The 26,881-nt window shown below is 61.8% G+C and carries 31 protein-coding genes and 1 pseudogene; 17 read left to right on the forward strand and 15 right to left on the reverse strand.

What is annotated here, in order from left to right:
• Positions 1–51: 51 nt before the first annotated feature.
• Positions 52–1,581 carry a SulP family inorganic anion transporter gene (locus H4V99_RS14510; protein WP_280679468.1) on the reverse strand — a complete coding sequence of 510 codons (1,530 nt, stop codon included), beginning with the start codon at positions 1,579–1,581 and terminating at the stop codon, positions 52–54.
• A 185-nt stretch (positions 1,582–1,766) separates the two neighbouring features.
• Here H4V99_RS14510 and H4V99_RS14515 point away from each other — a divergent pair, with 185 nt between their 5' ends.
• A complete protein-coding gene (locus H4V99_RS14515) occupies positions 1,767–2,159 on the forward strand; it encodes a MerR family transcriptional regulator (RefSeq protein ID WP_280679470.1) in 393 nt (130 codons plus the stop codon).
• 71 nt (positions 2,160–2,230) lie between these two features.
• Here H4V99_RS14515 and H4V99_RS14520 read toward each other — a convergent pair whose 3' ends face one another.
• From H4V99_RS14520 to H4V99_RS14540, 5 genes are all read right to left on the reverse strand, one after another.
• On the reverse strand, positions 2,231–2,470 hold the full coding sequence (locus H4V99_RS14520; RefSeq protein ID WP_280679472.1) for a HipA domain-containing protein: 240 nt from the start codon (positions 2,468–2,470) through the stop codon (positions 2,231–2,233).
• Complete coding sequence (locus H4V99_RS14525; RefSeq protein ID WP_280679474.1) at positions 2,467–2,634, reverse strand: hypothetical protein; 168 nt, start codon at positions 2,632–2,634, stop codon at positions 2,467–2,469. The genes H4V99_RS14520 and H4V99_RS14525 overlap by 4 nt, the downstream gene beginning before the upstream one ends.
• A gap of 228 nt (positions 2,635–2,862) precedes the next feature.
• The gene (locus H4V99_RS14530) at positions 2,863–3,249 is read right to left on the reverse strand and encodes a PIN domain-containing protein (RefSeq protein WP_280679476.1); all 387 of its coding nucleotides are present in this window, start codon (positions 3,247–3,249) and stop codon (positions 2,863–2,865) included.
• A complete protein-coding gene (locus H4V99_RS14535) occupies positions 3,246–3,464 on the reverse strand; it encodes a type II toxin-antitoxin system VapB family antitoxin (RefSeq protein ID WP_348522380.1) in 219 nt (72 codons plus the stop codon). The genes H4V99_RS14530 and H4V99_RS14535 overlap by 4 nt, the downstream gene beginning before the upstream one ends.
• A gap of 459 nt (positions 3,465–3,923) precedes the next feature.
• Positions 3,924–4,490 (reverse strand): hypothetical protein, encoded by a 567-nt coding sequence (locus tag H4V99_RS14540; protein WP_280679478.1) that lies wholly within the window; start codon positions 4,488–4,490, stop codon positions 3,924–3,926.
• 132 nt (positions 4,491–4,622) lie between these two features.
• On the opposite strand from H4V99_RS14540, the gene H4V99_RS14545 reads away from it, so the two are divergent.
• Positions 4,623–4,883 (forward strand): DUF2892 domain-containing protein, encoded by a 261-nt coding sequence (locus H4V99_RS14545; RefSeq protein WP_280679480.1) that lies wholly within the window; start codon positions 4,623–4,625, stop codon positions 4,881–4,883.
• Positions 4,880–6,157 carry an MFS transporter gene (locus H4V99_RS14550; RefSeq protein ID WP_348522370.1) on the forward strand — a complete coding sequence of 426 codons (1,278 nt, stop codon included), beginning with the start codon at positions 4,880–4,882 and terminating at the stop codon, positions 6,155–6,157. Before H4V99_RS14545 ends, H4V99_RS14550 begins: the two co-directional genes overlap by 4 nt.
• A 7-nt stretch (positions 6,158–6,164) precedes the next feature.
• Here H4V99_RS14550 and H4V99_RS14555 read toward each other — a convergent pair whose 3' ends face one another.
• Positions 6,165–6,290: a hypothetical protein gene (locus tag H4V99_RS14555; protein ID WP_280679482.1), complete on the reverse strand. Its 126-nt coding sequence runs from the start codon at positions 6,288–6,290 to the stop codon at positions 6,165–6,167.
• Positions 6,291–6,979: 689 nt separating this feature from the next.
• Complete coding sequence (locus H4V99_RS14560) at positions 6,980–7,300, reverse strand: hypothetical protein (protein ID WP_280679484.1); 321 nt, start codon at positions 7,298–7,300, stop codon at positions 6,980–6,982.
• A 187-nt stretch (positions 7,301–7,487) separates the two neighbouring features.
• Here H4V99_RS14560 and H4V99_RS14565 point away from each other — a divergent pair, with 187 nt between their 5' ends.
• The gene (locus tag H4V99_RS14565) at positions 7,488–9,959 is read left to right on the forward strand and encodes a sensor domain-containing phosphodiesterase (protein WP_280679486.1); all 2,472 of its coding nucleotides are present in this window, start codon (positions 7,488–7,490) and stop codon (positions 9,957–9,959) included.
• Positions 9,960–10,159: 200 nt separating this feature from the next.
• Here H4V99_RS14565 and H4V99_RS14570 read toward each other — a convergent pair.
• Positions 10,160–10,738: pseudogene (locus H4V99_RS14570) on the reverse strand (recombinase family protein).
• 130 nt (positions 10,739–10,868) lie between these two features.
• On the opposite strand from H4V99_RS14570, the gene H4V99_RS14575 reads away from it, so the two are divergent.
• A complete protein-coding gene (locus tag H4V99_RS14575; protein WP_280679488.1) occupies positions 10,869–11,030 on the forward strand; it encodes a hypothetical protein in 162 nt (53 codons plus the stop codon).
• A gap of 520 nt (positions 11,031–11,550) precedes the next feature.
• On the opposite strand, the gene H4V99_RS14580 is transcribed toward H4V99_RS14575, so the two are convergent.
• The gene (locus H4V99_RS14580) at positions 11,551–12,687 is read right to left on the reverse strand and encodes a site-specific integrase (RefSeq protein WP_280679490.1); all 1,137 of its coding nucleotides are present in this window, start codon (positions 12,685–12,687) and stop codon (positions 11,551–11,553) included.
• 283 nt (positions 12,688–12,970) lie between these two features.
• Here H4V99_RS14580 and H4V99_RS14585 point away from each other — a divergent pair, with 283 nt between their 5' ends.
• The 10 genes from H4V99_RS14585 to H4V99_RS14630 all read left to right on the forward strand — a co-directional run bounded on the left by H4V99_RS14585 (position 12,971) and on the right by H4V99_RS14630 (position 20,749).
• Positions 12,971–13,222 (forward strand): helix-turn-helix domain-containing protein, encoded by a 252-nt coding sequence (locus H4V99_RS14585; RefSeq protein ID WP_280679492.1) that lies wholly within the window; start codon positions 12,971–12,973, stop codon positions 13,220–13,222.
• Positions 13,222–13,887: a Rep family protein gene (locus H4V99_RS14590; RefSeq protein ID WP_280679494.1), complete on the forward strand. Its 666-nt coding sequence runs from the start codon at positions 13,222–13,224 to the stop codon at positions 13,885–13,887. The genes H4V99_RS14585 and H4V99_RS14590 overlap by 1 nt, the downstream gene beginning before the upstream one ends.
• Before the next feature lie 96 nt (positions 13,888–13,983).
• A complete protein-coding gene (locus H4V99_RS14595; RefSeq protein ID WP_280679496.1) occupies positions 13,984–14,259 on the forward strand; it encodes a hypothetical protein in 276 nt (91 codons plus the stop codon).
• 359 nt (positions 14,260–14,618) lie between these two features.
• Positions 14,619–15,191, forward strand: a complete 573-nt coding sequence (locus H4V99_RS14600; RefSeq protein WP_280679498.1) for a hypothetical protein — start codon at positions 14,619–14,621, stop codon at positions 15,189–15,191.
• A complete protein-coding gene (locus tag H4V99_RS14605) occupies positions 15,191–16,873 on the forward strand; it encodes a relaxase/mobilization nuclease domain-containing protein (protein ID WP_280679500.1) in 1,683 nt (560 codons plus the stop codon). Before H4V99_RS14600 ends, H4V99_RS14605 begins: the two co-directional genes overlap by 1 nt.
• Before the next feature lie 322 nt (positions 16,874–17,195).
• A complete protein-coding gene (locus H4V99_RS14610; RefSeq protein ID WP_280679502.1) occupies positions 17,196–17,870 on the forward strand; it encodes a hypothetical protein in 675 nt (224 codons plus the stop codon).
• A gap of 128 nt (positions 17,871–17,998) precedes the next feature.
• Complete coding sequence (locus tag H4V99_RS14615; protein WP_280679504.1) at positions 17,999–18,829, forward strand: HNH endonuclease; 831 nt, start codon at positions 17,999–18,001, stop codon at positions 18,827–18,829.
• 274 nt (positions 18,830–19,103) lie between these two features.
• Positions 19,104–19,301, forward strand: a complete 198-nt coding sequence (locus H4V99_RS14620; protein ID WP_280679506.1) for a hypothetical protein — start codon at positions 19,104–19,106, stop codon at positions 19,299–19,301.
• Between the two features lie 284 nt (positions 19,302–19,585).
• A complete protein-coding gene (locus H4V99_RS14625; protein WP_280679507.1) occupies positions 19,586–19,981 on the forward strand; it encodes a hypothetical protein in 396 nt (131 codons plus the stop codon).
• A 168-nt stretch (positions 19,982–20,149) separates the two neighbouring features.
• Positions 20,150–20,749, forward strand: coding sequence for a hypothetical protein (locus H4V99_RS14630; RefSeq protein WP_280679509.1), 600 nt, complete (start codon positions 20,150–20,152; stop codon positions 20,747–20,749).
• Positions 20,750–20,892: 143 nt separating this feature from the next.
• Here the strand turns inward: H4V99_RS14630 and H4V99_RS14635 are convergent, their stop codons facing one another.
• The 3 genes from H4V99_RS14635 to H4V99_RS14645 all read right to left on the reverse strand — a co-directional run bounded on the left by H4V99_RS14635 (position 20,893) and on the right by H4V99_RS14645 (position 22,960).
• Positions 20,893–21,483 carry a hypothetical protein gene (locus tag H4V99_RS14635; RefSeq protein WP_280679510.1) on the reverse strand — a complete coding sequence of 197 codons (591 nt, stop codon included), beginning with the start codon at positions 21,481–21,483 and terminating at the stop codon, positions 20,893–20,895.
• Between the two features lie 251 nt (positions 21,484–21,734).
• Positions 21,735–22,226, reverse strand: coding sequence for a hypothetical protein (locus tag H4V99_RS14640; RefSeq protein WP_348522371.1), 492 nt, complete (start codon positions 22,224–22,226; stop codon positions 21,735–21,737).
• Positions 22,227–22,621: 395 nt separating this feature from the next.
• A complete protein-coding gene (locus tag H4V99_RS14645; RefSeq protein WP_280679511.1) occupies positions 22,622–22,960 on the reverse strand; it encodes an XRE family transcriptional regulator in 339 nt (112 codons plus the stop codon).
• A gap of 142 nt (positions 22,961–23,102) precedes the next feature.
• Here H4V99_RS14645 and H4V99_RS14650 point away from each other — a divergent pair, with 142 nt between their 5' ends.
• Positions 23,103–23,276 carry a hypothetical protein gene (locus tag H4V99_RS14650; RefSeq protein WP_280679513.1) on the forward strand — a complete coding sequence of 58 codons (174 nt, stop codon included), beginning with the start codon at positions 23,103–23,105 and terminating at the stop codon, positions 23,274–23,276.
• A 553-nt stretch (positions 23,277–23,829) separates the two neighbouring features.
• Here H4V99_RS14650 and H4V99_RS14655 read toward each other — a convergent pair.
• Together H4V99_RS14655 and H4V99_RS14660 are read right to left on the reverse strand one after the other, a co-directional pair.
• Positions 23,830–24,384, reverse strand: coding sequence for a hypothetical protein (locus H4V99_RS14655; protein ID WP_280679515.1), 555 nt, complete (start codon positions 24,382–24,384; stop codon positions 23,830–23,832).
• Between the two features lie 226 nt (positions 24,385–24,610).
• Positions 24,611–25,276: a helix-turn-helix domain-containing protein gene (locus H4V99_RS14660; protein WP_280679517.1), complete on the reverse strand. Its 666-nt coding sequence runs from the start codon at positions 25,274–25,276 to the stop codon at positions 24,611–24,613.
• 501 nt (positions 25,277–25,777) lie between these two features.
• Here H4V99_RS14660 and H4V99_RS14665 point away from each other — a divergent pair.
• Positions 25,778–26,734, forward strand: coding sequence for a hypothetical protein (locus H4V99_RS14665; RefSeq protein WP_280679519.1), 957 nt, complete (start codon positions 25,778–25,780; stop codon positions 26,732–26,734).
• Positions 26,735–26,881 lie beyond the last annotated feature (147 nt).

Below are 26,881 nucleotides of genomic sequence, written 5' to 3' on the forward strand. Positions count from 1 at the left end.
TAGGTACACACACCGCAGGGATCGCGGCGTGTGCCGTTCGGGTCTTTCGAATTAGTGGCCGCCGCCGAGGTTGCCGGCGAGGCGGGCGTGCAGGAGCGTGCTGGCTTCGTTGAGGCCTTCAATAACAACGTACTTGCCGTGACGTTCGTACTTGTAGGTGATCGCGTCGAGGGTAGCGACGGTGGAGGCGTCCCAGATATGGGAACCCGACATCTCAATGACGATTCGTTCCGGATCATCGGCGTATTCGAACTGCGTCATCATGTCGTTACTGGAGGCGAAGAACAGTGCGCCGGTGACCGTGTAGTAGGCCGTCGGGACCTCACCCTCATTACTGCTGACGGTGCGTTCGACCTTGGCGAGGTGAGCGACGCGGCGGGCGAAGGCCACCATGGCGATGATCACGCCGACGACAACGCCGATGGCGAGGTTGTGGGTGATGACGATCACGATGACGGTGGCGACCATGACCGTGGTTTCGCTCTTCGGCATCCGCTTCAGGGTGGACAAGCGGATGCTGTGCCAGTCGAAGGTGAGCACGGACACGATGATCATGACGGACACGAGCGCGGCCATCGGAACCACGGCCAGGACATCGCCGAGGCCAAGGACCAAGACGAGCAGGAAGATGCCGGCCAGGAACGTGGAGATGCGGGTACGGGCGCCAGAGGCTTTGACGTTGATCATGGTCTGGCCGATCATGGCGCAGCCGCCCATGCCACCAAAGAATCCGCTCATGATGTTCGCAACGCCCTGACCCCAGGCCTCGCGGGTCTTGTTGGAATGGGTGTCAGTGACTTCGTCGACGATTTTGGCGGCCATGAGGGATTCCAGGATGCCGACCATCGCCATCCCCAATGAGAACGGCGCAATGATCGTGAACGTCTCCCAGGTCAGGGGCACGCTCGGGAAGAGCAGTTCGGGCAGCGATTTGGGCAGCTCGCCCTGATCGCCAATCGTGGGCACGTTGATGGCCATGAGAACGGTGACGACGGTGATGACCACGATCGCTACGAGCGGCGCGGGGACGACCTTGGTGATGCGCGGCATGAAGATCATGATCAGCAGGCCACCGGCGACGAGCGGGTACACGAGGAACGGCACGCCGAGCAGCTGCGGCAGCTGCGATGTGAAGATCAAGATCGCGAGGGCGTTCACGAAGCCGACCATGACGCTGCGGGGAATGAACCGCATGAGCTTGGCGACGCCGATGACGCTGAGGATGATTTGGAATGCTCCGGCGAGGATGACCGTGGCGATGAAGTACTCCATGCCGTAGTCGCGGGCGACCGGGGCGATGACGAGGGCGACGGCGCCGGTGGCGGCCGTGATCATGGCCGGGCGCCCGCCAACGAAGGCGATGGTGACGGCCATCACAAACGAGGAGAACAATCCAACACGCGGGTCGACGCCCGCGATGATCGAGAATGCGATGGCCTCGGGGATGAGGGCCATGGCCACGACGAGGCCGGCAAGCACCTCGCGGGTCAGGAGGCGTGGTGTTCTGAGCGCGGTCAGCACCGACGGGTCGGCTTTGTAACGATTGACTTGAGGAAGGGGGGACTTTTCGGCAATAGCCATAGGTAACTCCGGTGACGGGCCCTCACAGGAGAGGGCCGATGGGCAATGTATGTGGGCGCCTCGATGCGCAGGCCCAGCACCGTCGTGTTCGACAATGGGGGCGAGTGGTTCTGGCGTGCAGGAACCTGTCGGCCAGAACTGCAACACTACCCTAACGTTAGAGTTAAGTTGAAAGAGGTACCGACATGGACGCAGAAGCACCCGCAGTCACGATGCACATCGGTGAGCTCGCCGAGATGACCGGCCTGTCACTGCGCACGATTCGCCACTACGACGAGGTCGGCCTCCTCAAGCCCTCCGGGCGCACCGACGGCGGGTTCCGTCTCTACACGCAGCGCGACTTCAGCCGGCTCATGCTGATCCGACGAATGAAGCCCCTCGGATTCCCCCTAGAGGAGATGACCGACCTATTGCGCGTCATCGACACTCTCAGCGCCACGGGCAACGCGGACTCCGTGAACCCGGACGTGCGCCGCGAACTGGACGCCTTCATCACGGAAGCAGACACGCGGCGAGCCAAGCTGCAGCAGCAGCTTGCCATGGCCGACGAATTCCTCACACTCCTCCGGGAACAGTAGCGGCCACGGTAAAGCGCACGTGCGTCGAGTGAACTAGTTCCGCAAACGCACCTCATCGAGCTCACCCATGATTACGTATCTGTTCGCGGGCGGGAGAACTTCGTGAGCCCCTCGGCTTCGTCGGCAGGTGAGTCGGCACCAGCGATCGTGGTCTGCCGCAGCTCCGGATTCGGGTTTACGTCGAACGCCGGGCTGAGCGTCCATCCTCTACGGACACGGAGGAACCTGTGGTTGCGCAGGTGGTCGTCGGTGTTGTTCAACCCGACTCCGACAAGTTCGACGTGCACCTCGAGTGCGTCGTGAAGGGTCATCGAATGCGCTGCCGCTCGAGGTGGCCAGCTCGGGCTCGGCCGAGATCGGTGTCAAGTGGCTCCAGCGCATTGGAGAGTGTCTCGAGGATCTTTCGCCAGCCGGCGAAGTCCAGGCCGATCTCGTGGGCGGATCTGAGGTTCGCATTGGGCAGGTCTATTGCCATGGCGCACTTCCGGAGCTAATGACGACTATTACAGTTACTACAGCTGGTAGCGGCGAGAAAGGTAGTCACTAACTATCGACCATTCGTGACGTCACGCTAATTACGCGACACCGGGAGCGATGACGTCCCGCTGAGTGGTGGAGCTTCTCGAAACCGCGCCAAAGGCCTTCTTCACACCGATGTGGGCGTCGGAGGTGACGAGCCTCACTCCGTCTAGGTCCCGGGTCCTCAGCGAGCGGCGCCATTGGTCGCATACTCGATGAACCCGAAGTGTTGGTCGGAGTTCAAGACCACAGCATCGTTGGCGACGGCGTATGCGGCGATAAGACAGTCGAAGGCGCCCGCTGCGCGCAGTAGACCTTTTTCCCAGAGCGCCTGCTGAATGTCGAGCGCGTCCTTCGCCGAGGGATGTTCCCACGCAGCCAGGAGTTCTTCCATATCCTCACGCAGCTCGCTGTATTCCTCGCGAGATCGCGCGGAATGGCAGTACTCAAAGACCTGCGGCGGACAGGTAATGATGAGGTGATTGGGCGAAATCTCCCTGAGCCGCTGCGCAATGGCGGGGCTACCCGCGGCCTTCTGCCAGATGCTGTTGTCGACCAGGTACGTCGTCACTGCGCGATGCGGTCGGACGGCGTGATGGTTGGAGCATCTATCTGGCTGGGCTCGAAGCGACGGCCGATGATGCGCTCGACGGCAGCTGGCTGCCGGCGAACGGCAATCAAGGTTCGGAAGGCAAGATCGACGGTCTCGCGATTCGACTTGGTCCCGGCCAACAGTTTGGCCTGCGTGAGGTCATCTTGGTCGATGTCGATGGATGTTATAGCGATGGCGCCCCCCTCGGTCTATATAAGTGACTACATAGCGTGGGACGTGGATTGTCAGCTACGCGCGTGAAGCGCACTCGCGTCGTGAACACGTCCTGCGCGTAAAAACCGGAAAACGCCGAACGCGACTAAGGGTGGCGACAAAGCGCGGCCTTGTTAGGTGCTGAGCCAGCGAGACCAGCGGATTAAGAGTCCGCTGCTTCATCACTCATTAGGCCGCCTCGAGTAATAAAAGCGCGATCAATGACAGCAACTTCGACGTTTCGGTGGTTTTCATCTCGGCCACGTGTTTTGAATCCTGCGTCGACGGGCATGGATAACTTTGTTGGCGGCGTCGACACCGATTGGACCGCACTGAATCAGGACAAGAATTCTTCACATGTGGGCAAAATGATGGTCGTCGTTGTTCGGGATGGTCGTGCGTGAGCGGGGGAACAGGGGTGAGCGGGCCAAGATGCCAGGTCAGTGAACACGGTCATGAGACTCCATTGGTACGTCGACCGGAGCGGGGAGGCGACAAGAGTATTCGCGTGTCATGCGGGCATACAACGCCCAGCCGAGCAAAACGATGGATGCGGCGGCCAGGTACGGCTGGATCGGCTCAAAGAATTGCAGACCTCCGGTGGTCCCGAGCGCCAGGAGCACGAGCTTGTTGCACACGGGGCACCCCACCGCGAAGAACGTCACCAGCCAGCCCGTCATACCCAGGCGTCCGGCGGCACGGCTCGGCGCTGCCTCCGCCGGGTGCGCCACATACGTTGCCGTGACCAGCCCCGCCAATACCGCGCTGAGCACGAGTACAGGCCACGACCATAGGGTCGGTGGTACGTTACGGGCGAAGAAGGGAGTGTCGATCAAGTCGGTCGGGATGGCTATAAAGACCACCGTGAACAGAGCGGCGGCCACGGCGACCCACCAGCGGCGAGCGGGCCAACGTCTCAGATAGTAGCCCACGCCGGTAAGGATGACCCACCACGCGGCGGGCCTGGATGGAGCATTGTGGGAGGCAGATCCGTGCTGCTCACGCATGTGATTTTCCTCATTTGCTGTTTCGTTGCGGGACGCTTCTTGTCTGCCCGAGATCTTCTGATACCCTATGGGGTATATTTCTTTCTGGCAAACCCGCCACGCACGCATCCGCTGAACCCCAGGAGCATCATCATGGGAGCAACCGCACACATCACCATTGGAGCGCTCGTGCCTGTTCTCGTCTTCATCGGATCAACTCGGGGCCGCTGGGCCCGCGCCACTGCGGGTGCGGCGCTCATCATCGTCGGAATCGTCTTCGGTGGATGGTGGGCGCTGCTGGCAGCCCTCGGACTCGTTTTCCTGGCCGTCGGCATCCTGGATTTCTGCCTTCTCGCACCGCTCGTCGGCCGCCCCGTGCGGGGCCCCGCGTTTCGCGCGTCATTCTCATCGTGACCCCGGACGCGGCGACGCCGCACGGGGCGGCCGACGCTCCGCTGAGTGACGTGCATGTGCACGCGCGACTTCAAACGCATGTGGTGCGGGTACTCATCGCGGGCCAGATTCTCGAGGGAATCGGCATGGGGGCCACCCTGTCCTTGGGCGCGCTGCTTGCCGCTGAACTCTCTGGTTCCAATGCCTGGTCGGGCATGGCCGCGACAATGAGCACCCTGGGCGCCGCCGTCGTAGCCGTACCTTTGGCCCGAATGGCGCAAGCCCGAGGTCGCCGCGTGTCTCTGGCTACCGGCTCCCTGCTCGCCGGTGTCGGCGCGACCTTGGCGATCACCGCCGTCGCGGTCGACATTTTTCCCCTCCTGCTGCTGGCTCTGATGCTCCTTGGCGCAGGGTCGGCCACCAACCTGCAGGCGCGATTCGCGGCCACCGACCTTGCCATGCCGAAAACTCGTGGCCGTGACCTCTCGGTGGTTGTCTGGTCGACGACCATCGGTGCTGTGCTCGGCCCCAACCTGTTCGGGCCGGGCGAGGTCATCGGGTCGGCCCTCAGCCTTCCGCCAATGACTGGAGCCTTCGTCTTCTCCCTGCTGGCGACGCTAGCTGCCGCAGTCGTCTACTCCTGGGGACTGCGCCCGGACCCACTCCTGACCGCATTGGCTGTCCGCAGCGGTGGGCCGACCACCAGCCACGCCGCCCGTGGCGGCTTTGCCATTCTCCGCAGCACTCCGAAGGCGCGGTTCGCGGTAACCGCCATCGCGCTCAGCCACGCCACTATGGTCGCGCTCATGTCCATGGCGCCGGTGCACCTGCGCGATCACGGCGCTTCCTTGAGTATTGTCGGGTTGACCATTAGCTTGCACGTCGCAGGCATGTACGCACTGTCCCCGGTTTTTGGTGCTCTCTCCGACCGGATTGGCCGAATTCCGGTCATCCTGGTTGGGCAAGCGCTGCTGTTGGCCGCGTTGATGATCAATTGGCTCGGCGACGGCTCACAAACCCCGATGACGGTCAGCCTGATACTTCTCGGTATCGGCTGGTCGGCATCCGTTGTGGCGGGGTCGGCCTTGGTCGCGGAAGCGGTCGATGTTACCGATCGCTCCGCGCTGCAGGGCTTCTCAGACCTGTCGATGAACGCGGCCGGAGCGCTCGGCGGTGCTGTGGCCGGACCGATCCTCGCCGTGGCCGGTTATTCCGGTCTCGCCCTGGCCGCCATGCTGTTGGTCTTTATCGTTGTGGCATGGTCGACGCGGCGGCTGGCAGGTAACCAGAGGTGAGGGATCGCTAACCGAGGAAAGCCCGCACGGCGATACGGATCGCGACTGCGAACACGAGCACCGCAAAGCCACGTTTCAGGAGGCGGTCAGGGAATCGTCGGCCGAGTCGCTCGGTGATGAGGGGTGCCAGCATGCCGGTTCCGGCGAATCAGGCGGTGACGGTGCTGAACCGGCCATTGCGGCGAAACGACGATTCGAAAAAAGAAACCCCCTACTTCCCAGTTAAGCACTGAGAAGTAGGGGGTTTTTTGGCGGTACCGGTGGGATTTGAACCCAAAGTCCCGCCCAGTCATGGCCTGAAGGAAGGCCCGCTTCCCCGCAAAATCAACGATTTTCGGTCACCGTGACGCTTCCAGAATCACCTCGAATCTTTTGAAGTGTGGGCAGAATGTGGGCGCGCCCTGTACGGTCAGGTTTAGCCTCGATGTGATGTAACAGGACATCTCTGACAGTCATGGGATTGCGCGCGGTCCCCGCAGCGCCTGGTGCGGGCGCTGCCTCTTGGACATCACATCGAACACGTCAACCTGCTCCTCGGTGCGGCAAATGAGCTGCCCGCTTAGGTGTCCCGAGCGACTCCCCGATCTGGGGCGAAAGTGGTCGCTGGATCCTCGATCTGGGACGAAGGTGGTCGCTGGATCCTCGATCTGGGACGAAGGTGGTCGCTGGATCCTCGATCTGGGACGAAGGTGGTCGCTGGATACTCGATAGGATTCAGATGGACCAGTTGGGGACGGTCTCGCTCGAATCTGTTCCCAACCGTCCGTGCGAATTTGGGCTTCTGTCGCCCTCATCCGTTGATAAAAGTCAGCTTATGGATAATCAGAGAATCCGCCAGACGAAAAGGGAACAAAATATGATGATCAAGAGCAAGTTCGCCAGCCTACTGACGATCTCGGCTTTCGTGGCCACGGCCGTGCTAGTCGGCCCACTATCGGCCTCGGCTGCTTCTTCGCTCAGCGGGTCTTCGCTCAGCAAGTCTTCGCCCAGCGGGTCTTCGCTCAGCGGGTCTTCACTCAGCAAGTCTTCGCCCAGCGGGTCTTCGCTCAGCAAGTCTTCGCCCAGCGGGTCTTCGCTCAGCGGGTCTTCACTCAGCAAGTCTTCGCCCAGCGGGTCTTCGCTCAGCGGGTCTTCGCTCAGCAAGTCTTCGCCCAGCGGGTCTTCGCTCAGCGGGTCTTCGCTCAGCTAGGACGACGGCCCTGTGCCTGCGACCAACACTCGAGGAATGGAACGAGTGCATCCCACGGTGAGGGCTGAGGACCGCTCCCCGGGCCAAGGTTTGAGACTACGCCCGGGGACGAGATTGTGTCTGCTCGGCGGCGGGTTAGGCGTGACGGGTTTCATACAGGTTGCCTTTGCGTCTACGGCTTTTAATGGGTCGGCCCAGTCGCTGGCTGGGCCCGCGGCGATGATGTTCCTGTTGTTTTTGGTAGCGGAGAGTACTCAGATACACGTTGAGGTCCGGCACCATGCCCACTCGGTGTCGTTGAGCGAGCTGCCGATGGTCTTAGGCCTGTTCCTGCTGCCACCTCATTGGCTGCTCGGTCTCCGCCTGCTCGCTGCGGGTGTGGGGTTCGTTGCTCGGCGCATGGCCCCGTCCAAGGCAGTGTTTAATCTCGGCTTGTTCACCGCCGAGGTGGGCACTGCAGCGCTCATCTTTCACTGGCTGGAAGCCGGTGATGGGCTAGGTTTGCGGGACTGGGGGGTCGCCTACGCCACTATGGCCGTGATCGGCGTCCTGGGGTCGGTTGCCGTCACCGCGGCAATCGGGTTGATCCAAGGAAGGCCCTCCCACCGCGATCTGGTGCGGACCCTGCTGGCGGTCATCATCACCGGCGTCTTTAACACCACCCTGGCCCTGGTCGCCTTACTGGCCTCGTCCTTCGACGCAGCGATACTGCTGCTGGCGATACTGCTGGTGCTGCTTGTCGTGGCCTACCGGGCGTACGACCGGCTGGTACGTCAGCGCGCCGACCTCGACAAACTCTTCAACTTCACTCAGGCCCTCGCAGCCGCGAAGGCTGGTGACGACATGGTCAAAACGCTGCTTGACCAAGCTCGTGACCTGCTTCAAGGCGAGACCGCTGCCTTACATCTGCGACGGCCGCCCGACCGGGACGGGTCACCCACTTCTGACTCCGGCAGCACACCACTGTCCGGCGAGCCGGTGGTCATTCCCCGAAACACCCGTGAGCCCAGGCTCCGAGCCTGGCTCACTGAGGTCGGGTTGCGTGACGCCGTCCTGGTGCCGCTGGCTCTCGACTCCGAATCGGCCACGATACTTCAGGTGGGCAACCGCATGGGGCGGACAAGGACGTTCACCCCCAGCGACCTGCAGCTCCTGCAAACACTGGCCGCACACGCCGAAGTGACCTGGAGCAACGCGCGATTGCTGGAACAGGCCCGCTATGACGCTGGCCACGACGGGCTGACCGGGCTGGCCAACCGAAGCTTGTTCCTGCTGCGGCTCCAGCACACCCTCGATTCCTATACCTCCACCGCGCCGCACACCGTCCCGGCGCGCTGCCAGGGTGCCGCGTTCCTCCTCGACCTCGACCGGTTCAAAGACATCAACGACTCACTGGGCCACCACATCGGGGACATCCTGCTCCAGCAGATCGCAGGACGACTGCGAGACCATCTCCCCCCGGACGCGGTTGTGGCCCGCTTGGGTGGAGACGAATTTGCGGTGCTCTTGCCCAGGTGCGAAACCCCGCAGCAGGCGGTCGATGTCGCAAACGATGCCCGAGCCCTCCTCTCCGGTCCATTCGATGTCTCGGGCACCTGCTTGGAGGTCGGCGTCTCGATCGGGGTCACGCTCCTTCCCCAGGACGGACGAGAACCGTCCACGGTGCTGCAGCACGCCGACATCGCGATGTACGAGGCCAAGCGCTCAGCCCTCGGCGTGGTGCGTTACCACCCCACCGACGAGCACGGGAACCGACGCCGCCTGACCCTGGCCGCGGAGCTTCGCCGCGCCATCGACACCGAGCAGATCATCGTGCACTACCAGCCGAAGATGTCGCTCGCCAACGACTTCATCATCGGGTACGAGGCCCTGGCCCGCTGGGAACACCCTACTCGAGGGCTCCTAACCCCGGACGAATTCATCCCCATCGCCGAGCAGACCGGGCTCATCACGTCCCTGACCCAGAGCATCCTGCGTCAAGCGCTCTACAGATGCCGAGACTGGCAGCCCCAACACCCGGGCGTTGCGATAGCTGTCAACCTCTCCACCCGCGACCTGCGCGACCGCAGCATGCACGCCACCGTCGCCCAACTCCTAACTGAAACCGGCGTCGACCCCACACTCCTGACCTTGGAGATCACCGAGAGCAGCGTCATGGGCGACTTCACCGCCGCTTTGGCCGTGCTCGAAGCACTCCGCGACCTCGGCGTGAACTTGTCGCTGGACGACTTCGGTACCGGCTTCAGCCCGCTGACCTACCTTCAACGCCTGCCCGTCAACGAAGTCAAGATCGACAAATCCTTCGTCACCGCGATGAACACCTCCACCAGCGCCACCGCCATCATCCGTGCCGTGATCGACCTCGCCCACATCCTGGACCTGACCGTCGTGGCCGAAGGAGTAGAGGACGAAGAGTCCCGTCGTACCCTCACCCTCCTAGGCTGCGACACCATGCAGGGATACCTACTCAGCCATCCGCTCACCCCCGGAGAGCTCAGCCATTGGTTGGACCACCAAGCTCGCAGAGGACACCCACACGCGCGAGCCGACCACCGCCCGAGACTGCAAGTCATCCCAGATCACACTCCGCGACGCACAGAGCTTCAGGACTGAAAGAGCTATCCCTATAAAGCGGGCCTTGATCACACCCCGCGGTGTTCCGCAGGACGGTGCCCGGGACACCCGCTGGGATGAAGAGCGCCGAGGGCGATCTGTCATTTTCGGAGGCGTCTGCACAGCGGCCATGGTGTTTTCGCGGTTGTGCAGTCGAGTATAAACACTGGCTTTTCCGTACTTCTCCATACGACGCACGTTCAAGCGGCGGTGTCCCCAGGACGCTTGAGCGCCCGGTAGACAGTGGATCTGGCGACGCTGAAGAGTTCCGCGATCTGCGCGGTGGCGTGTTCGCCTCGCTTGTAGACCTCGACCAGGTGCTTCTCCTGCGCCGGAGACAGTTTGGGTTGTTTGCCGCGGAGCCGGCCGGCTGCTTTGGTGACTTGCATACCTTCGCGGGTGCGAGCTCGGATGAGGTCGGCTTCGAATTCAGCGACCATGGCGAGCACGTTGAAGAGGGGTCTGCCGACCGGGTCGGTCGTGAACGGAGCCGCCGATACTGAGTTTTACTTCTTGTTGGGTGAGGTCGTCAACGATGTCTTTCGCATCGCGAAGTGAACGTGCCAGTCGGTCGAGTTTGGTCACAACGAGGTGTCGCCGGCTCGGGATGCGGCTGACGCTTCGCGAAGACCTGGCCTGGCCCGGTTTGTTCCGGTGAGGCCTTGATCGGTGAACGTCTTTTGGAGTGAGACGCCGAGGGCGCTGAAAGAGTTCTTTTGGGCGGTGAGGTCTTGGTCGTTGGTGGATACGCGTGCGTCACCGATAAGCACTCCAGTCATGCTTCTGCAGTGCACCGTTTATCCCCCGGGAGATTCTATTGATCGAAGCAACACTCCCATTAGGTCTGCTACCGATTGCGTTGACCCTCCCACTTCCCGGCGCAGGCGGCGCTTCTGAAAGGATGAAGCCATGGATCCTATCTGGCTGCTCGTTATCCTCATCCTCGTAGTCGTGTTCGCGAGCATCAGCATCGTCGGCACCCTTCATCGAATTCGTGATGCGAGTGAAAAGACTCTCGCGATTTTTGAGGCGCAGACTGCTGCCCAACACCCTGGGGCGCCATCTCACTAGGGGTTCCTTTGACGAGATGGACAGACGAGGCCAGCACCATCTTGCACACTCGCATCAGCAGCCCACGACACAGGCGACAGCGTCAATCGCACGAAGTCGGTCGCGTGTCCCGTTGCGGTCGACGCAGCCGATGTCTAGCCCCCGAACATGTCCTTCGACAACGCTGATCTGCGGCCTCAGCACGGGTTTTCGCACCGGTTTGGGACAAACGCACGCCAAGAGAATCGATAGGAAGTATCCACAGATCGACGGCCCGGCCCAGCCGGAATCGAGTCTTCTTGGTCAAAAGATTGCCCGTTAATCACCATCGTGTGCGTGAATTGTGGGCAAAAACATACTCAACATTGAGTAAAAGTCCCTCTGATCAGGGATAAAAATGGCGGTACCGGTGGGATTTGAACCCATATTGCGACCCAGTGTTCATGGTCCGAAGCCCCTGAATCGACTGGTTTACGAGGAAATAACGCCCGTTTGCGCACAGTAGAAAACAGGTGCTTGCAGACTTTCCGTTACCGCTGCGTTACCGCTGGAGCCGTTCGCGGCGCGCGGCGTCGAGTGCCTCAGCGACGCCGTCCAGATCATCCTCGAACAGGTCGGCGTAGCGATCGAGGGTCATAGCGGCGGAAGCGTGGCCGAGCATCCGCTGCACCGCCTTAACGTTTGCGCCTGCACTGATGGCGAGTGATGCCGCCGTGTGTCGCAAGTCGTGCGGCGTCACCCGCGGCATGATCGGAGGCTCCTCCCGCGTGAGGCGCTTGGCCTCGGCGGCGGCTTTCTCCTCGGCGGCCCGCACACGCATCACGGCACCCATAAACCAGCCCTTGTGCGCGTGACCTTGGGTCAGGTGAGTCACGCCGTCACCCCAGAGCAGCGCGTCGGCACTCTTGCCGGAGCTCGCGGTCGCAATCGCGTCATCCAGGAACGCCGGGTAGACGACCGAACGCCGCTCGTGAGTCTTCGGGGTGCCGACGACTACATGACCGTTCACGCTAACGGCATTCTCCTCGATTCGGAGGCGCCGCCTCGCTCGGTCGACGTGCGCCACTTTGAGCCCGGTAGCCTCTCCCCACCTGAGGCCGGTATACGCCAGGAATCGAACAAAGTCTGGGTACTTCGATTCCAGGGCCAGCCTTTCAACCTGTTGGTGCGAAAGGTATGCGCGCCGGCCGGTTGTTTTACGGGGCAGCTTGAGCTCGCGTGCCGGGTTGGTCGTTATCCGGTTGTCCTTCACCGCGCCATCGAGGATGACAGCGAGCACGCCGCGGACACGGGCTACTGTGGTGGGGCTCCGCTGAGCGGCCAGCTTCGAGATCCAAGCCTGCACCTCCGTGTGACGGATCGAGCCGACGGCGCGGGCTCCCCACTTCGGCCTCACATGTATGCGCCAAGCCGACTCGTCTGAGTGGTATGTCGAGGCTTTAACCGCGGTCTGATGCGCGGCAAGCCAGTCCTCGCCAAGGATGCTCACGATCGAGAGTCCATCACTCGGTGCGATGTACGCTCCCTGGAGCTTCGATACCTCGATGGCGCCGATGTACGCCTGAGCGTCCCGTTTGAGCTTAAATCCGGCCTTGCGAGCCGTCTTGCCGTCGGGCTTGCGGTAACGGACCTCGAATAGCCTCCCCGCCTGCGTTTCGTATGCGTGAACGCTACCCATGTGACCCCTCTCGTGGTGTGTGCAAGCCGCTACAAATGTGAGCTTAGTGAATAGCGATGCCAGATTTTTTGCAGCAGATTGCGCGTATTAGGCTTTGGAATGTGTACAAATGTGTATACTTTTGGATAGCAAGCAAGAAGCGGCGAAGCACCATCCTTACCGACTGCACCAAAAAGTCGGCCATTTGCGCCGCGGGAGAACGATCTCCCGCCAGTGGTTCGCCACTGGTTAGAAACACCCAGAGATAGAGCGTGCGCCATCTGGATCCCATCTAGGGTCCTGCATGACGATTTACGTCCCCTTCAGCACGTTGCTTGACTCCCCCGTCAGCACTTCCCTGCTGGACTCCCTCATCACCCCCGCTACGCTCGCTGCGCGCCTGGGTATGACTCAGCGCACGCTCAGCGAGAAGCGCATCACGGGCACCGGCCCGGCATTCATCCGCACGGGAAAGAGCGTTCGCTACCGCCCCGAGGCCGTAGATCGCTGGCTCATCTCGAATGAGCACCACAGCACCTCCGAGGAGGTGCGCTGATGGGTGCCCCCGAAGAGACGCGACCCCAAGGCACCACGGGCCTTGAAGAGTTCGAATCCGGTAGGCCTCGCCGCTTCCAAGTGGCCTCGCAGACCCTCACTCGAGATTTGATAGCCGACGCGCTCGACCGCCCGAACGTGGTGCGCTTTGCCGCAATCGTGCATGACAAGGACCCAGGTGTGCGCACGCATTCGCACGTCGTATTGGAATTGAACGATGGGCGAACGCTCCAAACCGTGGCCAACATGCTCCGCGTGCCTCTTGTCCTCGTGCGTTCGGTCGTCGGGAAGCGTGGCGACACGCACTCCTTCGCGCGCGCTGTGCGCTACCTCACGCACGAATCGCCCACCGAGCAAGCGAAGGGTAAGTACCGCTACCCGGATGCAGAAGTATTCGCTTCTGCGGGCTACGAGTGGCGCGCCGAGATCGACGCGCTGAGCGCACGTGGAGGCTTCTTGCCGCCATTGCTGGAGCGGCTCAAGCTCCAGGTATTTTCGGGCGAGCGAAGTGCACACACAGTGCGCGAAGAGCACCCCTACCTCTACCTCAGGCACGCTGCAGCGTTTGACAGCCTGGAAAAGCGTTTCATGACCGAGTTCGCGACCGCCGCACAACGGGAGGTACGTCTCGAAGAGATGCGTCGCCGCGCAGCTGCACGTGGCTGAACCGACAGGCGAAGGGCCCCGACGCGTCATGGCCCCCAAAGACCGGGCCCCTCTGGCAGGGGCCGACCACTGCAACGCCGAAGGAAGGGATCTCTCATGAGTGATTTCCACAGCACCGCCAACGCGCCGCAGACCGGCCCCTGGGCAACGAGGGTCGAGCCGAGGCGCAAGGCGCCGAAGACCGATGAGCAGCTCTTCGCCGAAGCCGAAAAGCGCATGGGCCTGCTCCGCACGAAAGTGCTCGCGAACCGAGATCGGCAGCGCATGGAATTGGTCGACGACCTCTACGCGAAGTACAGCGTCGAGGCCGTCGCGGACGACATGAGCGAGAGCAAGCGGCTCCAGACGCTCCGAGCCAAGCTCTGCCTTTAGCGACTGAGCACGGCACGACGAAGCCCCGTGCACCGTTCAGGTGCACGGGGCTTCATCGTGCCGGTCAGCATCTCGGGAGGGCATCGCCCTCCCGCACGGGTGGAAGTGTCGAGGGGGCAGCGCCCGCCTTGACCGGGGTCGAGTGGGCAGCGCCCCCGCATGCAAAGGGCAGTCCATCGAGCGGAGCGAGAGGGACTGCCCGGTCCGACCGAATCATGGAGCGCAGCGACAATGATTTCGGTCGGATTGCTTGCCAGTGGTCTGGTCACTAGGCTGTTGAGCACGGGTCCAAGATTCGAAAAAGCGAAGAACCGGATGCTCAGCAGGCTAGTGAACAGAACACACGGAGGGCGCGGGCTATGAGCGAAGCGAAGAGCTGGGAGCGCCCGACGATGGCCGAGGCGGACACCTCTCAGGTGGCCGTCGAGTCCTTTGCCGTGAGCTGCGGCGCAGCTGCGAGCGAGAGGGCTGACGAGCGCAGCTCGGCCCGCCCGGTGAAGGACGTCGTCGTCACCGTGAGGATGACGGCCGACGATGCAGTTGACCTCGCGTTCGTTCAGACCGAGCTCGGCGCAGCGTCGGGACCCGACGCAGTCCGCGAGGTGATCAGGCTCGTCGCAGCGCTACAGCGCGACGAGTCGCATCAGTCCGCGAAGGCTCAACGCCCCGCGGCTGTCGTTGACGAGGTTCTGCTCACGGAAGTCCGCGACGCTGTCCGAGAAGTCACGACGAGCTACAACGAGCGCACCCGCGAGCTCCACTTCATCGGCCACAACTGGAACCAAATAACGAAGGTCGCGAACGCTACGGGCAAGGTCGACACTGATGCGATTCGCGGCGTCGAGCGTGCTCTGGTCGATATCCGCATGCAGATGGCGGCGGATGCCGAGCGCGACGCGAAGCTAATGGCGGTGCTGCCATTCCAGTCGTAGTGATCGGCAAGACGGCGGTCGCAGCGCGTCTGCTGCGATACACCGAGAAGGAGAAAGCCGGGGGCACTGAGCCCCGTGTTCTGTACTCCGAAGGAATCCGGTGCCGCGTCCCCACGGCCGAGCGGGAGTTCGCTGCGGTGCGCCGTGTACACGGCAAGCAGGGCGCGAAGCGGAAGGTCCCAGCGAAGTACGAGCTGCCCGAACCAGGCGAGGTTGCGACCCATGTCCGGCGCGCGCGCCCGAACGGACGAAAGTACTGGGATGTCGCAGCAGGCAGCACCGCGGCAACGCACGTTCGCCGCGAGGGTGACGGCTACATCGACGAGATTCAGGCGGTGCACGTGATCGTCAGCTTCGGCCTCGACGAGGTGAACCCCGACGATCCCGAGCAGGTGCGCCGGGCGTTCGATTTCGTCGCGACGATGATGACGGACCTCTACCCTGGCGTCCAAATGAAGCTCGTCTGTCAAGCGGATGGCGCAGGCCGAGCCGCCCATGTGCACGTCGTTCAGAACGCCGTCGTCGTCGAGCGGATGGAGGTTGACGGCCAGGTCTGGGAAGCCGGGCGCAAGATGTCCGGCGCTCTCACGGACATCGGCCGGCTGCGCGAGCGCGCTGATGACTTTATCAAGCAGCACGGCGCCGAGTACGGCGTTGAACAGAAACTCCCCACGGTGACGGAGCAGAACGCCGAGAAGCGCAGTACGCGGGACCGACGCATGGCAGCCAAAGGTGAGATCTCGAACCACGACATCATCCGCGCCGCCTTCGAAGACTCGATGGAGGACCCTCGCTCCGTGGACCTTGACGGTTTCGTCGAGGTCATGTCCGAGCACGACGTGACCGTGAACCACCGTGTTAGTCGCGCGGGGAAGCCCGGCGAGAAGCACGCGTTGTCCTACCGGCTGGACGACATGAAAACGCCCGTCCGCGGCACCACTCTCGGCGATCACTTCGCCTTCGACAGCACCATCCAGCAGCTCGAAGACAATGCCTCTGGCCAAGAGCGAGAACGGCGCCCCGAGAAGCAGCGCGTCGGCGCCCCGAAAGCGACGCCTGTGCCGACTGCTCAGGAGCTCGCCGATGCTCAGGTCGTCGTCGAGCGGCTCGCCCGCGCGGAGCGCGCAGCGCAAGCCGAAGACCAGGCGGCGGCCGACTTCCTCCCCGCGATTATCGAGGACTTCGACGCAGCGGTCGAGGCCGAGCGCCTCGGTGACTTCACCGAGCTGGCGCGCCTGGCGAATACGACCCGAGAGAAGGAGGCGATACGCAAGGTGCAGCAGGCACAGACCACCGCGATCTCCTCCCCCGACGGCACGGCGCAGCCCCAGCCTGTAACGACCCCGGAGCCGCAGCAGCCCGCTCCTGCGGTAGCGCCCGCGCGCCAGACGCAGGGGAAGCCACTGTTCGGGGTGTCGCTCGCCGATCTCAGGAAGCACGCCCAGGAGACCCGGGAAGCCGCCATGAACACCCACGAGCCCGAGGAGGTTTCGATGGGTACACCAGAGTCGGAGACGATCCGCGACGCCACTACCGCCTTCGAGGCGCTCCCTATAGCCTCCCCGAAGGTCAGCCCGCACCGCCCCGCGGAGCGGAAGGAGATGCAGCGCCTCCGCTCGGAGCTCGTCGAGATCGAGGAAGAGTTCGATCAGAGCGACGACGGGCCGACTCTGGGCAGCTGACATCCACGAACTTGCGATTACGTGATTGCACTGCGCGCAAGAAGCACGAAATGTTGCCTTATTTCTGAGCAATTTCATCGGGGGCACGTTGGCCAACTTAAGACGTTGCCCGTCCTCAAGTTCCCCTCGTAAACGAGTGCTTGCCTTGTGCTCCTAGCCCCGCCTGCGTCGACCAGGCGAAGGTGGGTGCTGGCGGCGAATGCGAACTCGAATACATCTTTGATCAGGCCATATATCGCTTGTCGGGTGCTCTTCGAAGGAGCACCCTTCCCATAACCACCCAGCCTTGCTTTGCTCCGCGACTGATGCGAGCATTCGAATCATGACGGAATCGCACTCCCCCGCACCCGCCGATTCCCCTGACGGAACTGGCTCGGAACCGGGGACGGTACATGTCTCGGAGGACGCCGTCCGGCGCCTCGCAGAAGCCGTGGCTCGATTGGCGAATGACCCGGAATACTTCCTGGAAGCACTAACGGACTTCTTGCTCGCGATGAAGCCGATCTCGCTGGAGAGGCTGACCGAAAACGAAGTACGGTTCCTGATCGAATCGGGCGCATTCACCGCCACGGAGTGGTCCGAGACGTCGGCAGCCGTGGACCGAGGAAGCTTGCAGGTTGGCGCAACTGAGGGGTGGCTGTTGGGCCTTTTCGAGACCAGCTCGATGGAGGTCGTCACAGGTTTCCTCGACTGGAACGAGGAAACCGTTCGCGCTGCCGTCGCAGAGGGGCGCCTGTACGCGATCGAAATATCAGGCCGGCTCCGTTTCCCGGTATGGCAGTTCAGCATCGGGTCCCCCGAGAAGCTCCTGCCCGGGCTCACCCAGATCATCCAGGTCATCACCCCGAGATGGACGTGGCAGAGTGCGGCCGGATTTTTCGCCACCCCTCAGTCGAGCCTCATCGCCAAGGGACCCCAGACCCCCGTGCAATGGCTCCGCCACGGCGGCGACGTCCGCGACGTGATCGAGATCGTCGAAGCAGACGATTGGTGGTGAGGGCCCGGAACGGGGGTCTCGTGGTTCCGGAGGAGACAGGCCGTAGATCGGGGGACCACAAGGTAAATGTTGAGGAGAGCGTTCGAGAGTTCTGGCTGATTCACGCTCGGCATTTCACCTCGCCCATCGTGCTCTTCAGCTTCGTCTACGAGCAGTACGCGCATTGGATTCGCGCGCAAGCGTCCGAAGGTCGGCAACTCCCCCTCCGCGCGTACGGGATATTTGGCCGCCAGCTGCGTGCGCTCATCGCGGAGTCCAGCGAGTGGACCCCAGTCTTTGTCCTTCCTGGGAGCGATATGAACAGGCTCGCGGACTTGACGAACCCGCCGTCAACTCGGACACGCATCGTCGACAATCACAGGATCGTGGCATTCGAGAGAAACCCCGGCTGGATAAATCCTTCAGAACCAGCGTCAGTAGATGAAGTGTGGGAACTCGGGGGAACTGATGCGACGACCATGGGTATTCGCCGACGTGAGCAAGTGCGGCTTCGGTCGTATCTTCTTGACGGCCGCGATTCGGCGAATTGCGATATCTGCGGGCGCGAGTTGCCTGCCTCTCTCCTTGTCGCCGCACACATCAAGCCCCGCGCTCTGTCAGATGAGGAACACCGCAAAGACTTTGCGTCGATCGCCATGCTCGCGTGCGCGCTCGGCTGTGATCAGCTGTTCGAACTCGGCTACGTCATCGTCGATGAGGATGGCGTAGCGAAGCCCGGCCGCGATGCAGAAACCTCTGCCCTCCAATCGATCGTCGATCAACTGGTAGACCGCAAATGCGCGGCACACAACACAAGAACCGCGCGCGATTTTGCCGATCATCTCAAGCTCGTGATGGCGAAGCAGTGGTCGGGGCTCACTGCCCTTGACTTAGCTGCTCAGTGCGGTCCTCCCAAACCGTCTGGGATGGTGACAGATCTGGGACTGCACGGGCTATCGAGAGCACCGACTGCGGGTTGATAAAGTTATCAGCCGTCGCGCACGCTGATAACTTTATCAACCGCTCCGGTTTGGGTGAGGTGCTGGTCAGGAGCGTGGGCATCCAGGCGCGGGGCATTGCTTAGGTCGCGATGAATTCCTGATGGCGCGCGCTTCCTCACCTTGGACAGCTACCGCGCAAAGCTGAAACATTGGTCGCCCGCCGAACGCAGCGTCGATCGGCCGTCCCCTCAAACGAACTCACAGTAAGGCGTCGCGGTACGAAGTGTCCTGCAACTTTGGGAAGGTCCAGCCGTTGCGGCAACGCGGTGTCCATCGACGCGGCGGGCATGAGGAACGCGGCGTCATCGCCACCCTTAAGCCGGGCGTCGGCGATGTCGAGGGCATGGCGGAGGTCATCGGCTATTCGGCTCATACCGACCGTTCTATGGGGCGGAGCAGTCGGCTCCGGGCGGGAGTGGCGGCGCGCATCGAGGAGACGGTCACCGGCTAGTCAGCAAGGCAAGCGCGAGCTTGTCGGCTGCGCCTCTACAGTGGACCCGGGACGTATAGGACAAAGGGGTACACGAGTGGCAAAACTGGACGTGCAGAACCGAGTTGTCGACCTGATCGACCAAGTGTCGCGAGCGACTCTATCGCGGGAGACTGTCCCACCGTGGCTACTGCGCCCGGGACGCCTGGAAGCGGGCCCCCCTGTGGCCGAGTATCCAGGCCATCTATAAAGACTTGACCGGGCTTGTTCTACCGGATGTGATGCGTCCAGTCGAAAGCCGGCGCGTGGACGCGATTCTGACCGGGCCTGACGGAGCGCCACGGATCGTCGAAGTCGATGAGGATCAACATTTCTCGCCGCACCGCGCCAAAGCGTTCACTCTCTACCCGGCACACATAAGTGTCGCGTTCGACCGCGAAACGTGGATCGAACGATCCTTATCGGGGATGAAGCCCAAGGGCGGAAACTTCGCAAAGCCGTGCCCGCCGCTCTTCCCTGAAGCGGGTGGCCGGCACATTCAGCGGGCGTTCCGAGACGCCCTTGCGGACCTTCTTCCTACCGCCCACGGATGGGCTCCAACGCTCCGAGTCGGAGAGTTCGAAGTGGCCGGATGGCTGCATGACGATGACGCCGCCGACCGGATGAGCGCTCTGCTCGACCGCAAGGTCGTCAGCAGGTAGGAACGTGTCAGGGGCTTTGCGCCGATAGTGCGGATAAGTGCGATTATCGGGGGCAATAAACCGCCCCCTTGAAGTGAGATGAGGCTGCGCAGAAATCGCCTGGTCGCGGCTCTGCGCGCCGGTATCCTAAGTCGTGCAGCACCGGGCTGCACATCAGGGAAGGTGCCAATGCCCAAGGACAAACGCCGACAGCGTGAGCTCGTAGCACAACGCTCTGCCAGCACTCGTCGAGAGTCGTCCGATCGTAACCCGATGCTCGTGGAGGCGGACCAGATCCTCGCGGATCTTGCAGCAGCGCCGGTCAGCTATCGCTTCAGCTTCTATGCCGTCGAGCCTCACTGGCTCTCGGACGACCTGGACGTGCCCGTCGATGGGCGGCTGCATGCGCACGAACTCGTGCCCGGCAAGCAACTTCACCTGCCGGAGACGCATCGGCGGCGCACAATCAACGAGGCGTCCAAGGGCTTCACGGCCCCGTTCGTCGCGGTGCTTCACAATCCTGAGACCGCCTCGGCGCCTGCCGGGCATGCCGTGATCGTTCAGGGCGCAAACCTCACGTCAGAGATGCTGCTTGCTCCGTTGCGGATCATTCATAAGGTACGTCGTCTCAATGTCATGCACTTCGCTGCTCTGTTGGGGTTGCCGACCGCCGAAGGTGAGTGGACACCGAAGTCGCGCGACGAGATGCAGGAAGTCGTTAAGCACTTCCAGCTGCGAGTGGAAGCCGAGGCGGTCTTGGCCGCGGGCCCATATCTGGATCGAGGCTAAGTGCTCGGCGGCCCGCGGTAACCAGTCAGCGCTATAGCGCTGACTGAGGCTAATTTTTGTCTCGGCGTACGACCATCCACAGCGTGTAAAAGACGACCAGGACCACGAAGTTTGCGCTGTGATGCTACCGTGCAGGAGTTGGACTACCTGGACTTGATCTTGCAGTGCGCTAAAGCCGCTTTGAACTCAGGATCCGCGTCCGTGATCGGTTCACTGGCCGTGATCGTGGTCGGCTCAGCAAGGCCGCTGTCCACCTCGCGCATCCAATACGCCCAGCACAAACCGCTGCCGGCGGCAGGCTTGCCGTGCTTGGAGATGAACTGCACGCCCAGGGGCAGGGTGCCGTCATCCAGCTCGACGTTTTCGCGCAACATGCCGGCGATGGCCGTAGTCAGCACGCGATCTTCGCCGGTGAGATGCGAGAGAGTCAGCTGCTCGTCGCTTGTGCTGTTCACTGTTGGGTATTGTCCGTCGAAGAGATCGTGAACAGCAGCGATCGTCTCGGTCGCCGTGATGTCAATCCACCAACCGACCGGGAAATTGAGCGTGTAGAGCCCGCGGCCTTCGCGAAACGCTCGTGGGAGCCAGCTGGCTTTCATGGTTCCGTGCTCGTCCCACTCTGAGACGATGTCGTGCCAGAGATCATCAAGCGGCACACCCAGGAAATCAGCCATCGGCTGAAGGGCGCGTCGTTGTCCGGCAACCTCGGTTCGGAAAGGCGCCAACAGTTCCATGTAGGCAGTCAGCCTGTCATCACTGGCGTAGATAGTCCGGCCGACTGTGTCATATCGACTCCAGCCGCCGGGATCGTCGCCCTGCTCGCGAAAGACGGGATTCAGCGGGCCGAAAGATTCCCGAGCGATCCGAAAAGCACCGACAGGGCCCGACGTGAGCGCGAGTCCGGTTTTTGTGCACAGCCGTCGAGTTGACGCTTCGCGGGTCAACTCGATGTTCGCGGAGTCTGCACTGGTTGACTCTGACTTCCTCAACCGCTGAACGCATCGTCGATAAGAGCCTGCGCAGCGCGGTTGACCTCTTTGAGACGGTCCTCCCTGATTGCATTGGCTGGGGTGTCGTAGTCCAGCCAGGGGTTCGCGCCAATGAACCACACGCGTGCGACGTGCTCACCCTCGACCTCAGCAACTCTCTGCCATTGCTCGTAGGCGAAAGCAAGTCGCTTCATTGTCTCTGGGCGCGGCTGAGGGCCACCCTCTTTAGCCCATTTGTGTGAGGCCTTGGTGTCCTTGGAGCCAGCTAGCGCAGCAACGAGCGTCCCGCCCAGAGCGGCGTTCAAGCGTCTGGTGATCTCTCGAATGTCGAGTCGAATCGTGCGCTTGTAGGCGGCGTTTCCCGTCTTATTATTAACATCTTTCGCTGCGGCCTTCATCGCGCCATCGCGAGTGGAGTATCGGACGGTGCGCTTGGCTGGTGCCTTCTCGACTACTTTGCCAGGCGTCTTGTTTGCTGTTTTCCTCATTGTGAGCCTCATCTCCATCGGGCGTCTAAGTCAAGATTACGCGCGCGAACACGCAAAGTCGACTAAATTTCTACGGAAAAGCCACCATAAGGACACGGACACTCGTGCTTTTTGTCTCGAGATCGACTCGTGCTATTCCGCACTCGACGGCAGCCTTGGGCCGTGGCGTCGTCGAGGGTGTAGATAGGTCGCACCCGTGGGGCACCTGGGCTCGAGCAGTTAGAGCCCTCGGCCGAGCGACGGTGCTCCAGTAAATAAGCCCTATCTGGTGATCATCGACGGCCGGCGGAAGGCCTTTCGGACCACACTTTCCGAGAGCGAGTACGCGAAGGTCCGAGCGGTGGGCGTCGAGTACCGCAGTCGCAACAAGCCGCGATCGGCAATCTGACCAGGGGTCAGGCGGCGGCTCGCATCGGTTCTGTGATCTCGAGGCGTTCGGACTTCGTCATCTTTTCAAGCGTCACCCGGAATCCGAGGGTGGCCGCAACCTCGACAAGAGTCGACACCGTCGGGTTGACCGTGCTGGCTGTGAGTAGCCGGCGCACGGCAGCTGCTTGCATTCCTGCCGCACGCGAGATCTCGGCCTTGGTGAGCCCTTCGGCTTCCGCTGCATCATTCAGTGCGTTGACGATCGCGTCGATCGTGCGGATGCGAATCGCTTCGCTGGCGTAGGCGCGCGCGAACTCGGGATCGTGTACGTCGTTGGCGACGTCATCCCAAAATGCCCCGGTCATGATCTTCTCCTGCTGTCGATTGGGCTAGCGTACCATTTATGTTACACCGCAATATCGCAGCCTGGTGAACTCATACGCCGTCTTTTACGTGGCATTTTCAGGCACCCTCGCGCATAATGAGCACAGGATTAGGAGGCACGCCATGACGATCAAAGAAATTCAGCCATGCGAGATTCAGCAACGTCCGAGCGACAGCCGACCCAGCCCGAAAGCTCAGGCCGTAGCCGCGCGCGTACGAGTGAACGCAGACCGCCGGGCCGGCGTGAAGACGCCACAGTGGATCGTCACGCTTTCTCAGACGCCTGCTGCCAAGTAGGTTCTTCTCTCACCAAGACAGTGAGCTCGCAACCGGCTAAATAAGAGGGTGCTCACCGTCGTAGTCAGACGCGCGCCTCCGTATATCGGCGTTGGGGCTATGGATCCACGACGAGACGCAAGAGACTAGGTGCTAGGCGGCTCGAGCGCTGGCGAGAGGAACGTGAAAATGACTGGCTATCGCATTTGGACCAATCACGCAGGTGGCTACAACGTATGCAGTCACTCCCCGTGCATCAAGAGGGCAGACTGGCAAATCAGTGATCATGACTGCTGTGGTCGGTGCGGTCAGGGACGCCTCCATCTGAAGGAGGCGATGAATAGTTATAGCGGACCGGGCGCCTTCCCCCACAAGTATTGGGAATCGCTCCCCGGCGCCTGCGCAACCTGCGGCTTGGTCAAAGACGTCCACTGAGCGTTGTGTCGCCGTGTCGACGCCAGGTACCGAGAACCCCTTCTGAATGACGCTCCCGGGGGCGACAGTCATCGGTGACTGCTGAGGAGTTCATAATTCGCGGGGACCACCATTGTCAGCGAGATCAGCGGGCGGTCGTTCATATGTGTTTCTGCGCAGATGCGATCCAGTGGGTCGCGGCTGAGCATTCGCGCGCATCGCCGTACATGTACAGAGCCAACGCTTCGAGAACTCTCTGGTGCACCTCGTCGCCTTCAACAACAGCAATGTCGCCGGAGTCATCCAGGCCCAGACGTGCCCTTCTGGCCGCGCGGCTGGCGTCCTGTGCGACCAGCACACCCAGTCCGCCACCAGCGGAGAGACCAAGCTCACTGGCCAGCGCGGCTACGAAACGACTCTTGGCCTCGTCGCTTGCCGCTCGTCGCAGAGACACGCGGCCGCGTAGGATCTGGCCGGCCAGCGCGCCGACGTCCATGCTTCGGATGCGCTGCTTCAGTCGGCTTCGCTCGGTGCTGCTCAGCGCTGCGTTGGTTAGGTCAGAGGTTTTTTTAGTAGCGAGCAGATCCAGAGCCGCCATCTGCACAGTGTCTGTCCAGTTACGGCCCCGGTGCGCTGTGCGTTCGAGAGCCTGAATCTGCCGCTGAGAGAATGCGTGTGAGCTGCCGTACTTGGTGGCCACAATGCGTCCGGTCACGACTGCACGCCTCACCTGTCGGGGGGTGACTCCCAGCTCTGTCGCGGCCTGAGACGTGGAGAGATGCATACAGATATAGTCCCATTACGGACTATATGTGTCAATGTCAAAGCGCTGATTGAGCTGATGTCAGACCTCGGGCCCAGCATGGGATCAATCCAAGAGCGCCTGCTAAGCCAATGAAAGCCAAGCACTGCCATCTGGATGAAGCTCGCGGGTGTGACAGTCATCGGTCACTGCTGAGGAGTTCTTTGACCCGCTGGCTTTCTCGCGGCCCCGCGTGGTCGGCGAGGTCAGCGAGGACCAGACCCAGTGGCGCTCGCCCATCGGCGTCAGCTTCGACGTGCGCCAAGTGGAGCCAGACGTTTGCGTTCTTCGCACTCTTCGCGTTCTTTACTTCCACCAGCAAGTATTCGCGTATCAACTCTTGGGCGACTTCGGGGTCAACGTACGCTTCGACCTCATGCTCGCTACTGAGGCCCGCCCGGTCGTCGCTGATCCCTGAAAGAACGACACGTTCGTCGCCGCGGAGATCTGCGAGATCGGCAGCGTTGGCGTGCACCACAAGGACTGGTGCGCGAGCTCGAAGCCAGCTGGCAAGGAGCGGTGCCGGCTCAGGGTGCTCTGCCAGGGAAGCGCACTTACGGTCCAGAAGCCAGCGGGCCTTCGCTTCCATCTTCGCGGGCTCGATCCCCGACAGCAGAGCGATGAGCGACCATGAGTTGGTCATGCTCAGCGGGCGAGACAGCGGAGCCTGGCGACCGAGTTCTGCTTCGTCGATGACCCAGCTCGAGCCGATCTTGTCGGCGTGGATTCTTCCCGTGCGAATGAGCTGGTGCACGCGCCCGACGGAGATGGCCTGGCGGGCAGCATACTCTTTGACACTCAACATGTCACAAGGGTACAACCGCTAGTACCCTTGTGACAAGTGGGCCGCGGAATGGCGGACACAGCGCAGTGGGCGTGACGCAGAAGATGCGCAACATACGGCAGACAGCACCGATGGGTTGAAACGCTCCGATCTGGAGGATTGCGAGGGCATGGGCAGTGACGGGCCAGGGCCGAGAACTCATCAGTTGCGCAGTGCGTATCGCGCGCGTTGCTGTCGAAAGGGGGCGTAGCAACACCTTTTTGGAGAGCTGTAGTTGGGGTCGTCTCAGCTCCGCCCCGATCGCCAAGCGGACCGGAGGTAGGGTGCTCTTCCGGGGTTGGATGTGCGGGTTTAGTGCAGCTTGGAGCGCTTGACTGCGGTGCCCTGCGAACGGTTAAGAAACCGTGCGGTTGGTTTTCCTGCTAACCTCAGCTCGGGAATCGCTGGCAAGGTTCGCTCCGGGACTCCCGGGATGCGAACGGGGGTCGACGGCCCTTTCATTTACGAAAGGTAAAAGATTTCATGATGTTCACTAAGAAGCGATTTGGGGCCGGTGTCGGTCTGGGTCTGGGCTTGGCTATCTCAGTCGGTGTTGGTAGTTGGGGAGCCGTTCCGGCGTTCGCTACTACGACCGATGAAACGCTGAACTCGGTATCTGCCGCGACACCAGAGACAATCGCCAACGCGGCAGTAGTGCCAACGGCTGTGGCGAGCGAGAACGCGATTCATTCCACCGTAGGGAGGGTGGACGTGACCATCCCCGTTGACCCGGCCGCCGGGATCACACTCGACGCTGACGGGCGATCGGTCTCTATTGGGTTGCCTTTTACGCCGGACGCAAGCTCGGCGAAAGTTGAGCAGGAAGGTGTCGTGTCGTATGACAACAACAATGGTTCGACCACCGTCCCGGTTGTTCAGACAGATGGCAGCGTGCAAATCAACACTGTCATCGACAATGCCGCCGCACCAACAAGGTACGAGTACCCGATCACGCTACCCGCGTTTGCGAACCTTACGGCTGTCCCTGACGGCTCCGTCAACATAACGGATGCTGCCGGTGCTGCGTTCGCCAGTATCGCCGCGCCGTGGGCCAAAGGCTCTAACGGGTCCAAAGTGGCCACACGTTACGAGATCAGCGGCACTTCGCTCATACAGATCGTGGAGCACAACGTTCGCGGCACGGTTTACCCGGTCGTAGCTGACCCAACAGTGAGCTATCTCTGGTGGGGCGTAGCCTACAAACTCAGTAATTCTGAGACAAGAGATCTCGCAGCCAATTTCGGTCCCGCCTATTTCATAAACGCAGTTTGTGGTTTCACCGGTCCTGCTGCGCCAATTTGTGCTCTAGCGGTGAACATCCGACTGTGGACGTGGCAGAAGCCAGTAAACGATGCTGCTAGGCAAGGGCGGTGCGCTCAACTCAACTATCCCTACGGATCAGGGCCCGCACTATGGAACATGACAAACGAACGCTGCTAGCCATGGGCGTTACGCTCAACTTGCTTATCTCTACGGACCGGAGCCCGCACTATGAAACATGACAAACGATCTCTGCTGGTACAGCTTCTGATTGCAGTGGCCGGCAGCGTCATAACGTTGTTCTTCCTCCTACTTGGAGGAACGGAA

The organism is Cryobacterium sp. CG_9.6 (assembly GCF_029893365.1).
Lineage (GTDB): Bacteria > Actinomycetota > Actinomycetes > Actinomycetales > Microbacteriaceae > Cryobacterium.